The organism is Thermostichus vulcanus str. 'Rupite' (assembly GCF_022848905.1).
Taxonomy (GTDB): domain Bacteria; phylum Cyanobacteriota; class Cyanobacteriia; order Thermostichales; family Thermostichaceae; genus Thermostichus; species Thermostichus vulcanus_A.
The window spans coordinates 18583-33111 of record NZ_JAFIRA010000023.1; the positions used below are offsets into that span (position 1 = coordinate 18583).

Below are 14529 nucleotides of genomic sequence, written 5' to 3' on the forward strand. Positions count from 1 at the left end.
TTACGCTACTCAATTGGCTTGCAAAAGCTCTCAGCAGGTTTATTTTCTGCTGGAATGTTCCCGGTTTTGGACAAGACCATGTTGCTAAAGCTTAAGGGTTTCTTTGCCTTTTTGGGAACAGTTGGGATCCCCTTTTTATCGCTTGCCCTGGTTCTGCTGAGCCTAAAATGGGGCTGGGGTTGGGTGAGCTTGGAGGCACAATTTCTCGGCTACACTGGATCCGTGGCGGCGGTGGGGCCAGATCCGCGTTTATCGGCGGTAGGGATCAGTTTCCCACCGGTGTTGGTCTTTGGGACGGCCCTGTTGGGATCCCCGTTGCTGTTACAGAGTCTGCTGGGATCCCTAGCGTTGCTGGGAATGTGGCAACAGTTGGCGCAGTTGCCGGTAGGGGTGGGGTGGCGCTGGCTGTGGGGGATGTTGATGGTGGTGCAGCCCAGTTTTGGCTTAATGCTGTTGCGTAGCCCTAGCTGGATAGCGGCGGCAGGGTTGCTGGGGATCAATATGGCCTTGCTGCTGCCTTTGAGCCAAGTGGGTAACGCGACAAAGGACTCTGTTCCACTCTTGCAAGCGGAAGTGGATCCAGGAACAGGTTCCCCCATCTTGTCCACACCCGAGATGATTGTTCAAGGTCAGCGACCGTTACCCGTTACCTTACGCTTGGTGCTCTTGGGCCTGGGTCTGGCGCCGTTGATGCTGTTGCGTTGGGAAAGTGGGTGGCTGTTGCTCTGGGTAGCCTTGCTGGTGCTGCTGGCCTTTTGGCGAGAGTCTTGGGGCTTTCGGGGTACGGCGGTGTTGGTGACCAGCTTCATGAGCCTGACGTTGATCCTGGGCTGGTTGTACATGAATTGGCTGGCGACTGGAGATCCCTGGGCCTTCACCTATCAACTTGGCAGTGGTCTGCGGCTACCCCAACTGCAAGCGGAGTTGATCGCAGTGCAGGGGTGGAATGGTCTGGCAGAGGCTGGATTCTGGCTGTTGGCAGTGGTGCCTGCCTATCTGATCGTAGGGGTAGGAACCCTCTTTTCTTCGGGCTCTGGGCGCTGGGTTTGGGCAATGGGCTGGGCTTGCCCAATCGTACTACTGGTGGCCTCTTTGGGGCAGGGGCTCTTTTTGCCGGAGCTAAGCCGCTTCGGGATGTTTTGGGTGCTGATGCCGCTGCTTTTGGGATCCTATCTGCGGGTAGGGCAGGCGGGGTTGGGGCGGCGATTGGGCATAACGGCTGCCTTGCTTCTAAGCTTGCTCACCAGCGGCTATGTTCTTACCCAAAGAACTGGGGTTGCGGAAGAACAAGATCTGTGGCAACGGCTACAAATCAGTTCCCGTCAACCTAGCCAGCTGGTGCAACAGTGGCAAACCCAGCGCCAGGAGCAACGGCAGGTGGGGCAGTATTTGCTTCAACATCTGCTGCCTGGGCAGCGGGTACTTGCGGATGATGCCCTGCATTTCGAGGCGATCTTTTGGGCCGGGGATCCGCGCTCATTTGTTACACCCCATCAGTACGACTTTTCCATCGCTCTGCAACAACCCCAAGAACGGGTGGATTACCTATTGCTGGCAGGGCCCCAGAATCCTGTGAGGGCATCGGATTCTGTGGTGCAATTTTGGTCAGGACTGGCTTTTGGGGAATTGCTGCCGGGGTTTGTGGAGGTGTATGGATCACCGCAGGTGAGGTTATTGGCTCGTTCCCAGGAGGTTGGGTTATGAGGGTAGGGCGGCGACGCTTTTTGCAAGCCGGCGTGAATTGGGTAGGTGCAACTTTGGCATTGGGCTGTCAGAGGGTTGAGCAGAGGGTGGGATCCCCACAATGGGAAGTGGGAATTGGTGAGGATCCCGGTCGATTTATCTGGGAAATAGAATCGGATCCGCAAGTGGCAGCGGTGGCTCAGGCATGGGATCCCCACTTTTTGAGTGGCTGGTTAAATAGCTTTGATCATAAAACTGGGGATCTCTCCTTTTGGCGAGATTGGCATCAGGAGGGCCAGTTATCGCAGTGGTTTGAGCAGGGCTACAGCCTCCACATCATCACCTGGGAAGACGACACTATCCTTCCCACAGGGGACTACCACCTTTCCCAACAATTCCTGGAGGATGTGGGGGAACTGGCGGGGTATATCGCCCAGGCAAACCCCCATGGGATCCGCACCGACTGGAGCTTGGCTACCGAGTTTTCCTACTGGCGCTTGCCTGCCGATACCTACAATGCCGACACGGCCTCCTATTATCAAGCTCTGATGCAAAACCTTCTGCGGGCCCGGCAAGTGATTAAGGATCGACTGCCAGAAGCTGAAGTGGCCCTCTGCTGGGGAGGGTGGATTGCTACGTTTGACGATCCAAAGCGGGGGGCAGGGCGCAGTATGGTGGATCCTTTTGCGGAGATGATGAGCCAGATGGATGGCATTGCCTTTCAGGCTATGCGGGAACGCCGACCAGGGGAATTTAACCCAGAGCTAAACGGGCCAGATCCAGGTAACCCTGAGCAAATCCGCCTCTGCTGCCACTTGTTTTCACCCATCCACCGCAATCTCATGCTGGCCCACTACGAACCGGCTATCAAGGACATGCACCCCCATGGTGGGCGCGCCGACACAGTAGCTGGAGATTTTCAGATCATGAGCCAATCCGACTGGCTGATGGAGGTGACCCACTTAGGGCTGAAGCGAATGTCCCTGATGCATTACGGCCTTTACAAAGGGGATCCCTTTGGAGCACTCAGGGCAGCCGGTCAGTTTCGCACTCGGGTAGCTGGTGGATAGGTGTTGGCAGGATGGTCAAAGGAAGGTTCAGCCCAAATCCCCAAATTGCTAACGCTCTAAAGTCCTTCTCAAACAAGGGATTCGCCCACATAAGCTATGGTGGGTACCCCTGAAAAGGCTGGCAGAACGGCTTGCCGATGGTTTGAGCTTCTGCACCCATATTAGGATGGTGAAGCTATGCAACCAATCTGAGCGGAGGATCCCAGCGATGACAGTCACAAAAGGGCAGTTGGCCTGGTTCAGCCGATGGATCCCAAGAATGCTGTTGCTGCTCTGCCTCTGTCTGAGTCTGCTCACGAGCGCCTGTGCCGGTGCATCCAACCTGCGGGCCTACAGCGATCCCAGTGGGGCCTTTGCCTTTGCTTACCCCAACGGCATGGTGGCAGTGAACTTGGGGCCCGGGAAAGGGCCGGCGGTGCTCCTGCGCGATTTGGTTTACGACAGCGAGAATATCAGCTTGATGATTGCTCCTTTTGATAAGGGTGAGACGATTGCCGATTTGGGCAGTCCCGATGAGGTGGGGGCACTGGTGGCGGAGAAAATTTTGGCTCCTGAGGGATCCGGGCGCTCTGCTACGTTACTGGCCTCGGAAGCCTTTGAGCGGCAATCCCATCCCTACTATGTGCTGGAATATCAGACCAAGCTGGGATCCCAACTGCGCCATGAGCTGGTGACTGTAACGGTGCGGCACCATCGTCTCTACACCCTGACTGCTTCTACGCAGGAATCCCGTTGGCCACAAGTGGAAGCCACTTTCAAGAATGTCGGCCACTCCTTGAATGTTTCTTAAAGCTGTTGCCGGTTCTCAAGGCTAACTTGGAAAAGAACTGAACTGACGGGTGTGCGGATCCCAACTGCAACGCCTGATGCTAGAACGGTGGTGCCTTGCAGCTGCAGACATGGTGCGCTAGTCTCCTTCAAACTCCTTTATGACTGTCTACTTGGTTCAGATTAGCGATCTTCATCTGTTTGCCAAGCCGCACCACCAACTGTTGGGGGTGACCACGGAAACTTCTTTTTTGCAAGTGCAGAAGGCGATTTTGGCCTTGGATCCCCTGCCGGATCTGCTGTTGTTGACGGGAGATCTATCCCAAGATGGCAGTGCCGCTTCCTACGCCCGTTTGAAAACCCACCTGCAAACACTGCCCATCGATACCTACTGGTTGGCGGGTAACCATGATCGTCTGCACAACATGAACCTAGAGCTACAGGCAAAGCGCTTGTTTGTGGAGAAAAGCTTCAGCCGAGAGAACTGGAGTTTTATTTTGATGAATTCGCTGGTGCCCGGTAAAGACAGTGGTTACCTGACGGATCGCTCCTTGCTGTGGTTAAGGCAGGAGCTGGAACGGAGCGAAGCCGCTCAACACCACGTCCTTCTCGCCCTGCATCACCCTCCTTTTTCCGTCGATTCCACCTGGCTGGATCAAAGCACTCTTCAGCAGCCAGAACGCCTGTTTCAGGTGCTGGACGAGTTTAGCCACATTCGCCTAGTGCTGTTTGGCCACATTCACCAGGATCTGCGCCGCCAACGGAAAGGGGTGGAGTATTTCGCCTGTCCCTCCACTTGTATCCAATTTCGTCCCAAGAGCCCTGAGTTTGGGCTGGAAGTGATCCCGCCAGCTATGCGGCAAGTGTGGCTAGAACAGGACGGTAGCTTCCGTACCCAAGTGCAACGGGTGGGATCCGCTCTGCAACGCCCCAATTTGGCCCTGGCGGGGTACTAACGCTCTCCATCCCTGATTTCTGTTGGGGATACTCCCACTGTTTGCCCCAGACAGACGCTCACCCCCCCAAGCGCCAGCCACCCCGGCAGCACCGACAGGAGGGCCACCGTTGCTACCAACGTGTTGTTCCCCCCTTGTAGAAGGCTGTAAAGCAGCATCGGCAGGGTTAGGACTCGCCCACCACCCACGAAAAAGGTAAGCAAAAACTCGTTCCAGGAGATCAAAAAGGCAAACACCGCCCCAATAGCCATCCCAGGCGCGATTAATGGCAAAGTTACCTGCCACCACACTTGCCAGGGATCCGCCCCCAAACTGCGAGCCTGGGTCTCATAGCCTAGGTCGAAGCGGGAAAACACACTACCCATCACCAGCGCCATGTAGGGAATCACTGGGATCAGATGCACCAGCACCACCCCCAGCAGCGTACCCTCCAGCCGCAGCCGGATCAGCACCGCCTGCATTCCCATCAACACCGCCAGAGGAGAGGTGATAATCGGCAGCAGTAGAATCAGCCGGATCCAAGCGGGCACGGCCTGTCTCCCCAAAACCCGCCCCGCCGGGATCCCCAGCAACAATGCCAATAGGGTCGTGATCAGAGCGATAGACAAGCTTTGGCCGAAGGCTGACCTCACTTGGGATCCCGGATGGAGGGCCCACTGCCAACCGGCAAAACTCCACTCCTGTGGTAGCCCATCAGGGAAATACCAGGCCCGTGTAAAAGCCCACACCCCCAGTACCCCAAACGGCAAGAACCCAATCAAGGCCAGTCCAACGATCCCAACTCTGTGGAGGACTTTCCAGAACGTGGCTCGCATGAACGGAACGGACTCTTTTCTCATGGTTGCTTGCCCCTCCCCAGTCGGGATCCGACTTCCCCCAGCACCCCGGCTGCCAAACTCACCCCTGCCGCCGCCACCCCCAGCAAAATCAGGCCGAGCGCAATTGCCTGCTGCCGCTGCTCCAGGTTGATATGGGTAAAGCGCTGGTAAATCAAGACGGGTAAAGTACGTGGGTAAGTCGGCCCCAAAAGGAAGGGAATTTCAAAGGAGCTAAAGACAAACCCGAAGATCAAAATGCCGGTGGCCAGCAAACCCGGTCGCAACAGGGGCAAGGTCACAGCCCAAAAGCACTGCCACCCAGAGGCTCCCAACAGGCGGGCTTGTTGTTCCAGATCCCGCCCCATGCTGCGCAGCAACGTCAGCGTGACCAAAGCGGCAAACGGGATCTCCTTCCACAGCCAGTAGAGCAATACCCCCACATAGCCGCGATCGTTCACCCACAAAGGGAAGTCTTGATCGGAGGCAATCCACCCCACCTGAAAGGCCAACCGCGCCAGCCAACCGCTAGGAGCCAGCAACAACAGCATTCCCGCCACCCCCACCAAATGGGGAATCGGCAGCGTTAACTGCCCAAGCCAGATGGCCCATCCCCCCATCCCCCGCAACCCCAAAGCCAGCCCTAACCCGAACAGAATGGCTAACCCCGTTGCCACCAGAGCAATCCCAAGACTGAGGCCCAGGGATCCCCATACCTCCGGATCCCGGAGCAGCTCCCCATACCCCTGTAGGGTCAACCCAGAAGCGCCCAACCCGTACAACCCGACACTTTGGGCCAGTGCCAACAGCAAACCGCCCCCGTACAGCAGTCCCACCAAAGCAAGCGCAGGCAGAAGGGGGCCATAGCGGTTGAGCAACGACAGCCGAGCACCCCGTAAGCTATTCATCTAAGATCTCCACAGATCTCCACAAGATCTCCACTTCGCTTCCACGACGGGGATTGCTTGAGCCATGTCGCCCCCTTGCCCCATGGAAAGAACCCTTGACCAGATTAACCAGCGAATTGCAACCGGCAACGTGCGGGTTTGGACAGTCATGGAAGCGAAGGAGAAATTAGCTACCCTCGGGATCCTGGCGACTTTTGAACAAGTGGATGTCATTACCACCGGCACCTTCGAGTCGATGGAATCTTCCGGTGCCATTCTCAATCTAGGCCACACCGATCCACCCATCAAAATTCGCCAAGCTTGGTTGAATGGGGTGCCGGCCTATGCCGGATTTGGAGCTGTGGATCTCTACTTGGGGGCAGCCCAGCCCAGCGAACAATCCGATGCAGCTTACGGGGGGGGCCATGTGATCGCAGATCTGATCGCCGGCAAGCGGGTGCATCTGCGAGCCCTAGGCCAAGTGACCGATTGCTATCCGCGCTCTGATTATGAAACCCATCTCAGCCGCGATCAACTGAACCAGTTTTACCTGTTTAACCCCCGCAATGCTTACCAAAACTTCATCGTTGGCGTCAATGGTGGCGATCGCCCCCTTTACACCTACCTGGGCCTTTTAGAGCCCCACTTAGGCAATGCTGTTTATTCCAATCCAGGGGAGCTTTCCCCTTTATTTAACGATCCCCTCCTGCGCCGCGTCGGGATCGGCAGCCGCATCTTTCTGGGCGGAGGAATTGGCTACATTGCCTGGGAAGGCACCCAGCATTTTCCTTTGCAAAAGCGCTTGCCCAATCAAACCCCCATCGGCCCCGCCGCTACCCTTGCCCTCATCGGCGATGCCAAACACATGCAATCGGAGTGGGTCAGGGGCTGCTACTTCCGCAACTATGGCCCTGGGTTGATGTTGGGTGTCGGGATCCCGATCCCGATTCTTTCCCCTGCCGACTTAGAACCGATTGCCATTCGGGACGAAGAGCTGGTGGCACCCGTGATCGACTTTTCCATTCCCCGCCGGGTCCGACCCACCTTCGGCTTAGTTAGCTACGCCCAACTCAAATCCGGTCACATCACCCTAAATGGACGCAAGGTCAGGACAGCCCCCTTGGTGAGTTTGCGCCGTTCGATGCAAGTGGCTGAGATTTTGAAAGCATGGATTCAATCGGGCCAATTTACCCTTACCCAGCCGGTTGCCCCCCTACCGACCGACCGCGAGTTCCTTTCCCAAAACCCCTTGGGCTAAACGGGTTGAGCATTAGGGATCCCGAGGGATTCTAAATGGGCTGCCACCCGCAGTAGTTTGGCTTCTTGATAGGGAGCGGCCACCAACTGTACCCCAAAGGGCAGGGATCCCGTTTCCCGCAGCGGCACAGACAGGACAGGCAAGCCAATGAACGACAGCGGCTGGGTATACAGACCGAGATTGGGCCGAGTTAGCACTTCCACCCCATCAATGACCATTTTCTCCTGGCCAATCAGTGGGGCGGGGCAGGGGGTTGTGGGGGTGATAAACAGGTCAATCTCTTGAAAGACCATCAGTACCTGTTGGCGATACCAGCTGCGGAACCGCTGCGCCTGCAGGATCCAGTCTGCTGGTAACAGAGCCCCGGCCAAAAAGCGATCCCGAGTGGCGGGGTCAAAATCTTGGGGTCGGGTCTTCAGATTGTGCAAGTGGAGGTTGGCCCCTTCGGCAGCAGTGATCAGATAGGCAGCAGCTCGAGCACGATGGGCTTCCGGGATGCGTACCGTGCGAGTGACCCCCAGGGCTTGGGCGAGCTTTTCCACCCCGGCCAAAATCTGTGGCTCAGCACCACGGGCAAAGTAGTCCTCTGCCACCGCAATGCGTAAGCCCTCGATCCCTTGCCCCAGTTGGCCAAAGGTGGGATCCGGCGGACGTTGGCTACAGACGGGATCGCTGGGATCCGGCCCCTGCATGACATCAAAGCTGAGGGCAATATCTGCCACCGAACGGGCAAAGGGCCCCACATGGTCAAAACTGCCAGCAAAAAGGGCTACCCCTGCCCGGGACAGACGACCATAGGTAGGTTTGAGGCCGTAGATGCCACACAACGAAGCCGGCACGCGAATGGATCCATTGGTATCACTGCCCAAGGACAGCGGCACCAAGCCACCCGCCACCGCTGCTGCCGAACCGCCGGAGGAGCCGCCTGCTATCCGCTGTAAATCGTGGGGGTTGTGGGTGGGGCCATAGTGGCTGTTTTCGGTGACGAACCCGTAGGCATACTCGTCCATGTTCAGAGTACCCACCAAGATGGCCCCGGCCTGCTTGAGCCGAGCTACCACCGTTGCATCCGCTTGGGCGGGAGGATGCTCGCGGTTAATTTTGGAACCCGCTAGAGTGGTTAGACCGGCTACATCGAACAGGTTCTTCACGGCAAAGGGAACCCCTGCCAGTGGCCCCACCGGGATCCCTTGGGCCACCTGCTGATCCAGCCGCTCTGCCGCTTCTAGGGCAGAGTCCTTGAGCACTTCCGTGAAGGCATTGAAGTCCCCATCCCGTTGCTGGATCCGATCCAGGCTGGCAGCCACCACCTCCTGAGCGCTGATGGCTCGCTGTTGAACGGCAGAGGCAATGGCAACGGCAGAGGACTCCGCCCCGCTGACGCAGTTGGCATTGCCGAGAAAGGGATCCAAAGTCATGGTAAAGACTCCGTCCCGCTGCCGGGAGCGGGGTCAAAAGTGGGGGCAGCTTCAACCGTTTGGGGCAAAGGGAACTCCAACACCAGCTTGGCAATGGGCAGGATGCGGGCAAAGTTTTCAATCACCCCTGGGCGATGGTCAGGCTGCAAAGGGAGTTGCAGCGCTTTTGCCACCTGGTCAACGTAGATTTCTGGATCTAAATCTTCCATCTACCCAAGCCTCAGAAGGGGCGAGTCGGCACAAATCTGTAGAGACAAAAAACTGGCTCATGAAAGCCAGCATGAACTTAACAGAGGTGGTATCAAAAGACAAGTCTGCAGCCAAACCCGCGCAAGGGCTGTAAAGGTTGTAGATTAGGGGTTAACAAGCTGTACCGCATTCTCCCGCAGCGGATACAACGTCTTACTGAGCTTCTCGTTGGGCAACACAGGTCGGGTCACCGCTTGCCGTTCCAACTCCTCTAGGCTGGGGCGACGGTGGCGGGTGGTCGAGGCACGGGAGGAGAGAGTGGCCTGCAGACGCCGGTGAAACAGGCGCAGTTGTTGTTGCTCCGCTTCGGCAGAGACACAACGGGTCAGCAGGGGATGCAGAATTTGTTCTTCCTGCTCAAATTGGGCACGTAGCTGATGGTGAAACCGGAGCGCCGCAGCGGGATCCAGTTGCTGAGGAGAACGCTCCGCTTGATGCAAAAACTGGGTCAGCTCTGGAAGCAAATCCCGCAACTGTTGCTCCAGATGCTCCAGAGAATTGACTAAGGACTCCGTCCCGCTGACGGGATCAGAATGCAGACTGGGAGCCCCATTCAGGGACGAACGAAGCAGAGGGTAGAGAGCATGGCGTTCCAGCTGAATATGCCGAGACAGGCGTTGCCGCAATCGTTGAGCTGCTGTTCGCCGTTGGCCAAGATCCCAATCTGTCGCCCGAGACAGCTGGGCTAAAAGTTGCAAGATGACGCGATGTTGCTCAGCACAAAGGGTAACCAAAGGGCGGTCAGGGGCGGCAGAAGACATGGCGCACATCACTTAAACCATTCACTTCATCCTATATTTGTGAAGAAAATATGACCTGCGTGAGGGTACGGGAAAGGAAAAGGTGCTCTGGATACCCTTCACCTGCTCTGGATTTGAACTTAGGAAATGTAAGGACTTCTCATCTGCCCTCCTTGAATTCTTGAACTTGAATTCTTGAATGTGTAGCATGTAGCCGCGGTACTCCAGAAGAATCCTCCAGGCTCGGGTTTTCGGCCTCCTACTGCTGCCAACGGCGCTTCCAAATAGAAGTGGGTTCCAAGGGGGATCCCTGTTGTTCCTGTTGTCGGCGCAACCGGATTTGGGATCGTTCCCCTTGCAAGGTTGGATCCCGATAGGGCACAGCAGCGCGGGTTTTCAGATGTTCCCACTCCATCTCTGATAGGGGCGGCAAATCCTGGCCCTGGGGTGAGGCCACCGTTCCTGGCCAAGGGCGACCCAGAGGAGGTGTGGAGCCAATCCGAAAGCCCGCCTCTTGCAATGCCGCTCGTACCGACGCTGCACAGGAATAGGTGGCCAAATACCCTTGCGGGCGCATCCGTTCTGCCACAGCCCGCAAAAACTCCACCGTCCACAGTTCCGGACAGGCAGAGGGGGAAAAGGGATCCAAAAACACGGCATCCGCCCAAGCCAACGGCACCTGCAGCAGGGTTTGTCGGGCATCCCCCCAGAACAGTCTCCCCTGCCACCGCTCCGACTGCCAGGATCCCCGTTCGATAAACTCTTGCCACTCCCGGTGGAAACTCCAGCCGGATCCCACACCGGCTTGCCACGCCTGCTGCGGCACTTCCGGGGAACGCTCCAAGCCCATCACCTGCACCGGAAAGTCAGGTCTAACCTGCCAAATGGTTTCCAAGGCAATGCCGGAGTTGTATCCCAAGCCAAAACAAATATCGAGAATGTGGATGGGTTGTGAGGGATCCCGTTCCAGCGGCAACCGATCCAGACGGCAGGGACGGACAAACTTTTCTCGGGCCTCTTGCGCCGCGCCGCTCAGGTTGTGAAACGCCTGCCCAAACTCCGCCGAGAAAAAAGTCAGGGATCCATCCCCCGTGGTCAACAACGGCAACTTGGCTGCATGGATCACCACCTGTTCCCCTCGTTTGCACTTATTTTCAGTTTGGCGATTCTTTGATAGCTTGAGAACGTTGAGATGTGTTTCGCAGATCACCTGCGGGGCCTCTCAACTGGCTCTCACCATCCCTACCCATGGGAGGAGATGTTTCAGCAGCTATGTCTTTACTGGATTGGTTTGCGGAGCGCCGCAAAGAGACTTCTCTCAATCTGACGGGCAGCAGTCCCTTCGACAAAGAGCGTCAGGTGCGGGAGATTGCCGATGGCCTCTGGCAAAAATGTCCTGCCTGCGACACTCTTACCTACACCAAAGACTTGCGTCAGAATCTGCAAGTTTGCCCCAGCTGTGGCCATCACCAGCGCATCACCGCTCCCGAACGACTGGAGCAACTGCTCGATGCTGGCTCCTGGCAACCCCTTGACGAGCACTTGGCCCCGGCGGATCCGCTGCACTTTTTCGACCAAAAACCCTACCCTGAGCGCATCAGCAGCTACCAAGAGCGCACCCAACTCAAGGATGCCGTTTTGACAGGGCTGGGCAATCTGGACGGGATCCCGTTGGCGATTGGGGTGATGGATTTCCGCTTTATGGGCGGTAGCATGGGTTCCGTTGTTGGGGAAAAAATTGCCCGCCTCACCGAACGAGCTACCCGCGATCATCTGCCTTTGGTGATCTTTTCGGCTTCCGGAGGCGCCCGTATGCAGGAAGGGATCCTCAGCCTGATGCAAATGGCCAAAACGTCTGCTGCCCTACAACGACACCGCGATGCTGGACAGTTGTTTATCTCCGTACTCACCCAGCCCACTTACGGAGGAGTGACCGCTAGCTTTGCCATGTTGGGGGATCTGATTTTGGCGGAGCCAGGGGCGCAGGTGGGTTTCGCCGGGCCGAACGTTATCGAGCAAACCATCGGCAAAGGCAAGCTGCCGGAGGGGTTTCAGACCGCTGAGTATCTGCTGGCCCACGGCCTGATTGACGCGATTGTGCCTCGGACGGAGTTGCGCAAACGGTTGGCCCAGTTGCTCTATATGCACCGCCCTCGTTTGCACGTTTCTCTCCCCACTCTTAACACAGATGTTCTCGCCCTAGAGCCGATGCTCTAAGCCAACCCTTCCCTCTGCGGATCCCTAGAAAAATCTCGCTGGTGAGGAACAGCAGACGGTGCTAAGGTGGGGCATAAAGTTTTCGTCTGGAAACGATGGATTTCAAGCCGCGCATTCGTACTACCGAAACCCCCCAAGGCCAAAAGCTAGCGGTAGTGCCACTGGAGGGTCGTTTCGATGCCAAAGCTGCTTCGGACGCTCGGCAGTTGCTGCAGCAGGTCTTGGATTTTGGCTACCCGAACCTGCTGATTGATATGTCAGGAGTCACCTTCATGGATAGCTCCGGGCTGGGTGTCCTGATCTCGGCCTTGCGCAAGTGTCGTGCTGCCGGCGGCAACCTCAGCCTCTGTAGCGTGCCCGAAAGTGTGGCGTTGGTGCTGAACCTCACCTCCATGGAAAAGGTGTTAACTTGTTTTAGCGACCTGCAAACGGGCATCGCCAATTTTTCTCCCGCCCCCTCCGCCCGCTAGATCCCAATTCTGTACCCAATCATGTAAGAGACAGCCATGCCGGAAACGGGTGTTGATACCGTTCAACTGCTCTATCAGCACCATCGGGGCCCTAGCTTTGCAGAACGCATGGTGGCAACAGCGCCAGGGCGTTTTGATGAAGCATTCTGGCATTTTTGGCAGACCCATATCGATCCCCACCTGCCCAGCTCGCCGAAATTGCTAGATCTGGGTACAGGGCCAGGGTTCATTTTGCGGCAGTGGTGGGAGCGCTACCCCCAGGGACTCTTTATTGGGGTGGATCTGATGCCCTACATGCTGGAACGGGCAGCCGCCGAGCTGCAGGGGATCCCCAGCATCCAACTGCTACAGGCGGATCTCCACGACCCACATTTGCCGCTGGAACCCGCCAGCATCGACGTGGCCCAGACGGTGGTGGTACTCCACGAGATGGTACAGCCGCTGCGCCTGCTGCAAGAGGTGTTTCGCCTGCTTAAGCCCGGTGGACGACTGTTGGTGGTGGACTGGGTACGTGCCCCCTTGAGTCTTTACTTTGATCCCGCCACGGAGGCACACCTGTTTCAGCCGGATACTCCCCTGGAAACCTTGGTGGATCAGTTCACCCACTTCTATGAACACAACCGCTTTAGCGCCGAAGATCTGGTGTGGCTGTTGGAAAAGGTGGGCTTTACGAAAAGCAGCGTAAAGCCCCCGGTTTCTAACCGGGGGATATGAGCGCACAGGCTGAATTTATTCAGCAACAGAAATAGTACATACAATAGTCCCCATGAAACGGGTCACCACCACACTCAAGCTCAAGTTTCTTGACCTCAATGCGGTCAAAGCAGAGATGTTTAACCAGACGGTTTGTGCGACAACCGAACTGGCAAACGAACTGCTCCGCATCAGTCCAAAGGAACGAAAAGCATTAACAACCGCCAAAGTGGTAACCCCACTCAAGTCGGCCCTCTCCAACCAGGTGATTCGTGTCCTGAAGGGGAAAGCCGGCCAGCGGGTCAAACACTTCAAAGTGTTCTGGCCAGAGGTCAACAACCAAAACTGGAAGCTGCACAAAGTAGGTAGCACCTACTCGGTGAGTTTTCCCACGATTCAGGGTGACAAGCGGGTTCCCCTTGAGGTTAGCAGTTCCTACTATGCCGAGCGTCTTGAGCGCATCTTGGCTGAGCAGGATTGTGAACGGGGAACCTTGAAACTCATGAAGCTACGGGGCTGTTGGTACGCGGTTGTATCTATCACTTGGGAAGTTCCCGAAGTGAAGAGTACGGAGCGGCTGGGTGTTGACCGGGGGCAGAACCGTTTGGCGGTGGCGGCCACCCGTTGGGGTCGAGCGGTGTTTTTTGGGGGTGGAGAGATAGCCTATCGTCGTCGTCGTTTCCAGAAGCGTCGTGCCCAGTTGCAACAGGCGGGTAAATACCGAGCACTTAAGCGACTGGAGCGCAAAGAAGCCCGGTGGATGAGGGCGGTCAACCACACCGTGAGCCGCCGCATTGTGCGGTTTGCCAAGGCGGTAAATGCGGATGTGTGGATGGAAGACCTCTCGGGTATTCGCCAATCCAGACAGAGCCAGAAGGCGCGTTCGGATGCCGGGAAATCGCGCCATACCTGGTCGTACTACGACCTGGAGTGGAAGGTTGCCTACAAGCTGGAGATGGCGGGTAGGACGCTGCATAAACGTCCTGCTGCCTACACATCCAAAACCGACCACAGGACAGGATTGATTGGGAAAAGGAGTGGGTATCTGTTCACCGGGCAGGACGGGTATTGCTGTGATGCAGACTGGAATGCCGCAATGAACCTAGCCCAGTGGGACGGGTTTTCGTGTCCCTTGAGTCTAAAAGAAGCCCTGCCCGTAATAGGTAGGGTCGGCTCAGGGGATGGGGTATTTGGCAATCCCCTGAACTCCATGAATCCCTCACAGCTTCAAGCTGTGGGGAGCTAGAAGGGAGAATCCCCCGGTTTCTAACCGGGGGAGTGTCAACGTGGTGGCCCAACGGCTTT

At 56.9% G+C, this 14529-nt stretch carries 15 protein-coding genes; 9 read left to right on the top strand and 6 right to left on the bottom strand.

All coding sequences use genetic code 11. From position 1 onward, the window contains the following. Positions 1–78 precede the first annotated feature (78 nt). The 4 genes from JX360_RS09800 to cpdA all read left to right on the top strand — a co-directional run bounded on the left by JX360_RS09800 (position 79) and on the right by cpdA (position 4477). Complete coding sequence (locus JX360_RS09800) at positions 79–1704, top strand: hypothetical protein (protein ID WP_244350482.1); 1626 nt, start codon at positions 79–81, stop codon at positions 1702–1704. After that, positions 1701–2753 (top strand): hypothetical protein, encoded by a 1053-nt coding sequence (locus JX360_RS09805; protein WP_244350483.1) that lies wholly within the window; start codon positions 1701–1703, stop codon positions 2751–2753. The genes JX360_RS09800 and JX360_RS09805 overlap by 4 nt, the downstream gene beginning before the upstream one ends. Positions 2754–2961: 208 nt before the next feature. Then, positions 2962–3543, top strand: a complete 582-nt coding sequence (gene psbP / locus JX360_RS09810) for a photosystem II reaction center PsbP (protein ID WP_244350484.1) — start codon at positions 2962–2964, stop codon at positions 3541–3543. 139 nt (positions 3544–3682) lie between these two features. Continuing rightward, a complete protein-coding gene (gene cpdA, locus JX360_RS09815; RefSeq protein ID WP_244350485.1) occupies positions 3683–4477 on the top strand; it encodes a 3',5'-cyclic-AMP phosphodiesterase in 795 nt (264 codons plus the stop codon). On the opposite strand, the gene JX360_RS09820 is transcribed toward cpdA, so the two are convergent. Together JX360_RS09820 and JX360_RS09825 are read right to left on the bottom strand one after the other, a co-directional pair. Next, positions 4474–5316, bottom strand: a complete 843-nt coding sequence (locus tag JX360_RS09820) for an ABC transporter permease (protein ID WP_244350486.1) — start codon at positions 5314–5316, stop codon at positions 4474–4476. The genes cpdA and JX360_RS09820 overlap by 4 nt on opposite strands. Then, positions 5313–6200: an ABC transporter permease gene (locus JX360_RS09825; protein ID WP_244350487.1), complete on the bottom strand. Its 888-nt coding sequence runs from the start codon at positions 6198–6200 to the stop codon at positions 5313–5315. Before JX360_RS09825 ends, JX360_RS09820 begins: the two co-directional genes overlap by 4 nt. 82 nt (positions 6201–6282) lie before the next feature. Between JX360_RS09825 and JX360_RS09830 the strand changes: the two genes are divergently transcribed. Then, positions 6283–7437 carry a homocysteine biosynthesis protein gene (locus JX360_RS09830; RefSeq protein WP_244350516.1) on the top strand — a complete coding sequence of 385 codons (1155 nt, stop codon included), beginning with the start codon at positions 6283–6285 and terminating at the stop codon, positions 7435–7437. Here the strand turns inward: JX360_RS09830 and JX360_RS09835 are convergent. From JX360_RS09835 to JX360_RS09850, 4 genes are all read right to left on the bottom strand, one after another. Further along, the gene (locus JX360_RS09835; RefSeq protein ID WP_244350488.1) at positions 7434–8855 is read right to left on the bottom strand and encodes an AtzE family amidohydrolase; all 1422 of its coding nucleotides are present in this window, start codon (positions 8853–8855) and stop codon (positions 7434–7436) included. The genes JX360_RS09830 and JX360_RS09835 overlap by 4 nt on opposite strands. Beyond that, positions 8852–9064 (bottom strand): DUF4089 domain-containing protein, encoded by a 213-nt coding sequence (locus JX360_RS09840; protein ID WP_244350489.1) that lies wholly within the window; start codon positions 9062–9064, stop codon positions 8852–8854. The genes JX360_RS09835 and JX360_RS09840 overlap by 4 nt, the downstream gene beginning before the upstream one ends. Before the next feature lie 144 nt (positions 9065–9208). After that, entirely contained in the window at positions 9209–9865 is a 657-nt protein-coding gene (locus tag JX360_RS09845) for a hemerythrin domain-containing protein (RefSeq protein ID WP_244350490.1), read from the bottom strand. A 238-nt stretch (positions 9866–10103) separates the two neighbouring features. Further along, the gene (locus tag JX360_RS09850) at positions 10104–10970 is read right to left on the bottom strand and encodes a tRNA (5-methylaminomethyl-2-thiouridine)(34)-methyltransferase MnmD (RefSeq protein WP_425244386.1); all 867 of its coding nucleotides are present in this window, start codon (positions 10968–10970) and stop codon (positions 10104–10106) included. Between the two features lie 146 nt (positions 10971–11116). Here JX360_RS09850 and accD point away from each other — a divergent pair, with 146 nt between their 5' ends. The 4 genes from accD to JX360_RS09870 all read left to right on the top strand — a co-directional run bounded on the left by accD (position 11117) and on the right by JX360_RS09870 (position 14470). Continuing rightward, positions 11117–12061: an acetyl-CoA carboxylase, carboxyltransferase subunit beta gene (accD, locus tag JX360_RS09855; RefSeq protein WP_244350492.1), complete on the top strand. Its 945-nt coding sequence runs from the start codon at positions 11117–11119 to the stop codon at positions 12059–12061. Positions 12062–12156: 95 nt separating this feature from the next. Beyond that, a complete protein-coding gene (locus JX360_RS09860; RefSeq protein ID WP_244350493.1) occupies positions 12157–12531 on the top strand; it encodes an STAS domain-containing protein in 375 nt (124 codons plus the stop codon). A gap of 36 nt (positions 12532–12567) precedes the next feature. Continuing rightward, complete coding sequence (locus JX360_RS09865; RefSeq protein WP_244350494.1) at positions 12568–13245, top strand: class I SAM-dependent methyltransferase; 678 nt, start codon at positions 12568–12570, stop codon at positions 13243–13245. Between the two features lie 52 nt (positions 13246–13297). Continuing rightward, positions 13298–14470 (top strand): RNA-guided endonuclease TnpB family protein, encoded by a 1173-nt coding sequence (locus JX360_RS09870; protein WP_244350495.1) that lies wholly within the window; start codon positions 13298–13300, stop codon positions 14468–14470. Positions 14471–14529 lie beyond the last annotated feature (59 nt).

Excerpts from the sequence above, each read along its gene's own strand:
- JX360_RS09800 (WP_244350482.1), top strand. The coding sequence starts at position 79 with ATGTTGCTAAAGCTTAAGGGTTTCTTTGCCTTTTTGGGAACAGTTGGG.
- JX360_RS09805 (WP_244350483.1), top strand. The coding sequence starts at position 1,701 with ATGAGGGTAGGGCGGCGACGCTTTTTGCAAGCCGGCGTGAATTGGGTA.
- psbP (WP_244350484.1), top strand. The coding sequence starts at position 2,962 with ATGACAGTCACAAAAGGGCAGTTGGCCTGGTTCAGCCGATGGATCCCA.
- cpdA (WP_244350485.1), top strand. The coding sequence starts at position 3,683 with ATGACTGTCTACTTGGTTCAGATTAGCGATCTTCATCTGTTTGCCAAG.
- JX360_RS09820 (WP_244350486.1), bottom strand. The coding sequence starts at position 5,316 with ATGAGAAAAGAGTCCGTTCCGTTCATGCGAGCCACGTTCTGGAAAGTC.
- JX360_RS09825 (WP_244350487.1), bottom strand. The coding sequence starts at position 6,200 with ATGAATAGCTTACGGGGTGCTCGGCTGTCGTTGCTCAACCGCTATGGC.
- JX360_RS09830 (WP_244350516.1), top strand. The coding sequence starts at position 6,283 with ATGGAAAGAACCCTTGACCAGATTAACCAGCGAATTGCAACCGGCAAC.
- JX360_RS09835 (WP_244350488.1), bottom strand. The coding sequence starts at position 8,855 with ATGACTTTGGATCCCTTTCTCGGCAATGCCAACTGCGTCAGCGGGGCG.
- JX360_RS09840 (WP_244350489.1), bottom strand. The coding sequence starts at position 9,064 with ATGGAAGATTTAGATCCAGAAATCTACGTTGACCAGGTGGCAAAAGCG.
- JX360_RS09845 (WP_244350490.1), bottom strand. The coding sequence starts at position 9,865 with ATGTCTTCTGCCGCCCCTGACCGCCCTTTGGTTACCCTTTGTGCTGAG.
- accD (WP_244350492.1), top strand. The coding sequence starts at position 11,117 with ATGTCTTTACTGGATTGGTTTGCGGAGCGCCGCAAAGAGACTTCTCTC.
- JX360_RS09860 (WP_244350493.1), top strand. The coding sequence starts at position 12,157 with ATGGATTTCAAGCCGCGCATTCGTACTACCGAAACCCCCCAAGGCCAA.
- JX360_RS09865 (WP_244350494.1), top strand. The coding sequence starts at position 12,568 with ATGCCGGAAACGGGTGTTGATACCGTTCAACTGCTCTATCAGCACCAT.
- JX360_RS09870 (WP_244350495.1), top strand. The coding sequence starts at position 13,298 with ATGAAACGGGTCACCACCACACTCAAGCTCAAGTTTCTTGACCTCAAT.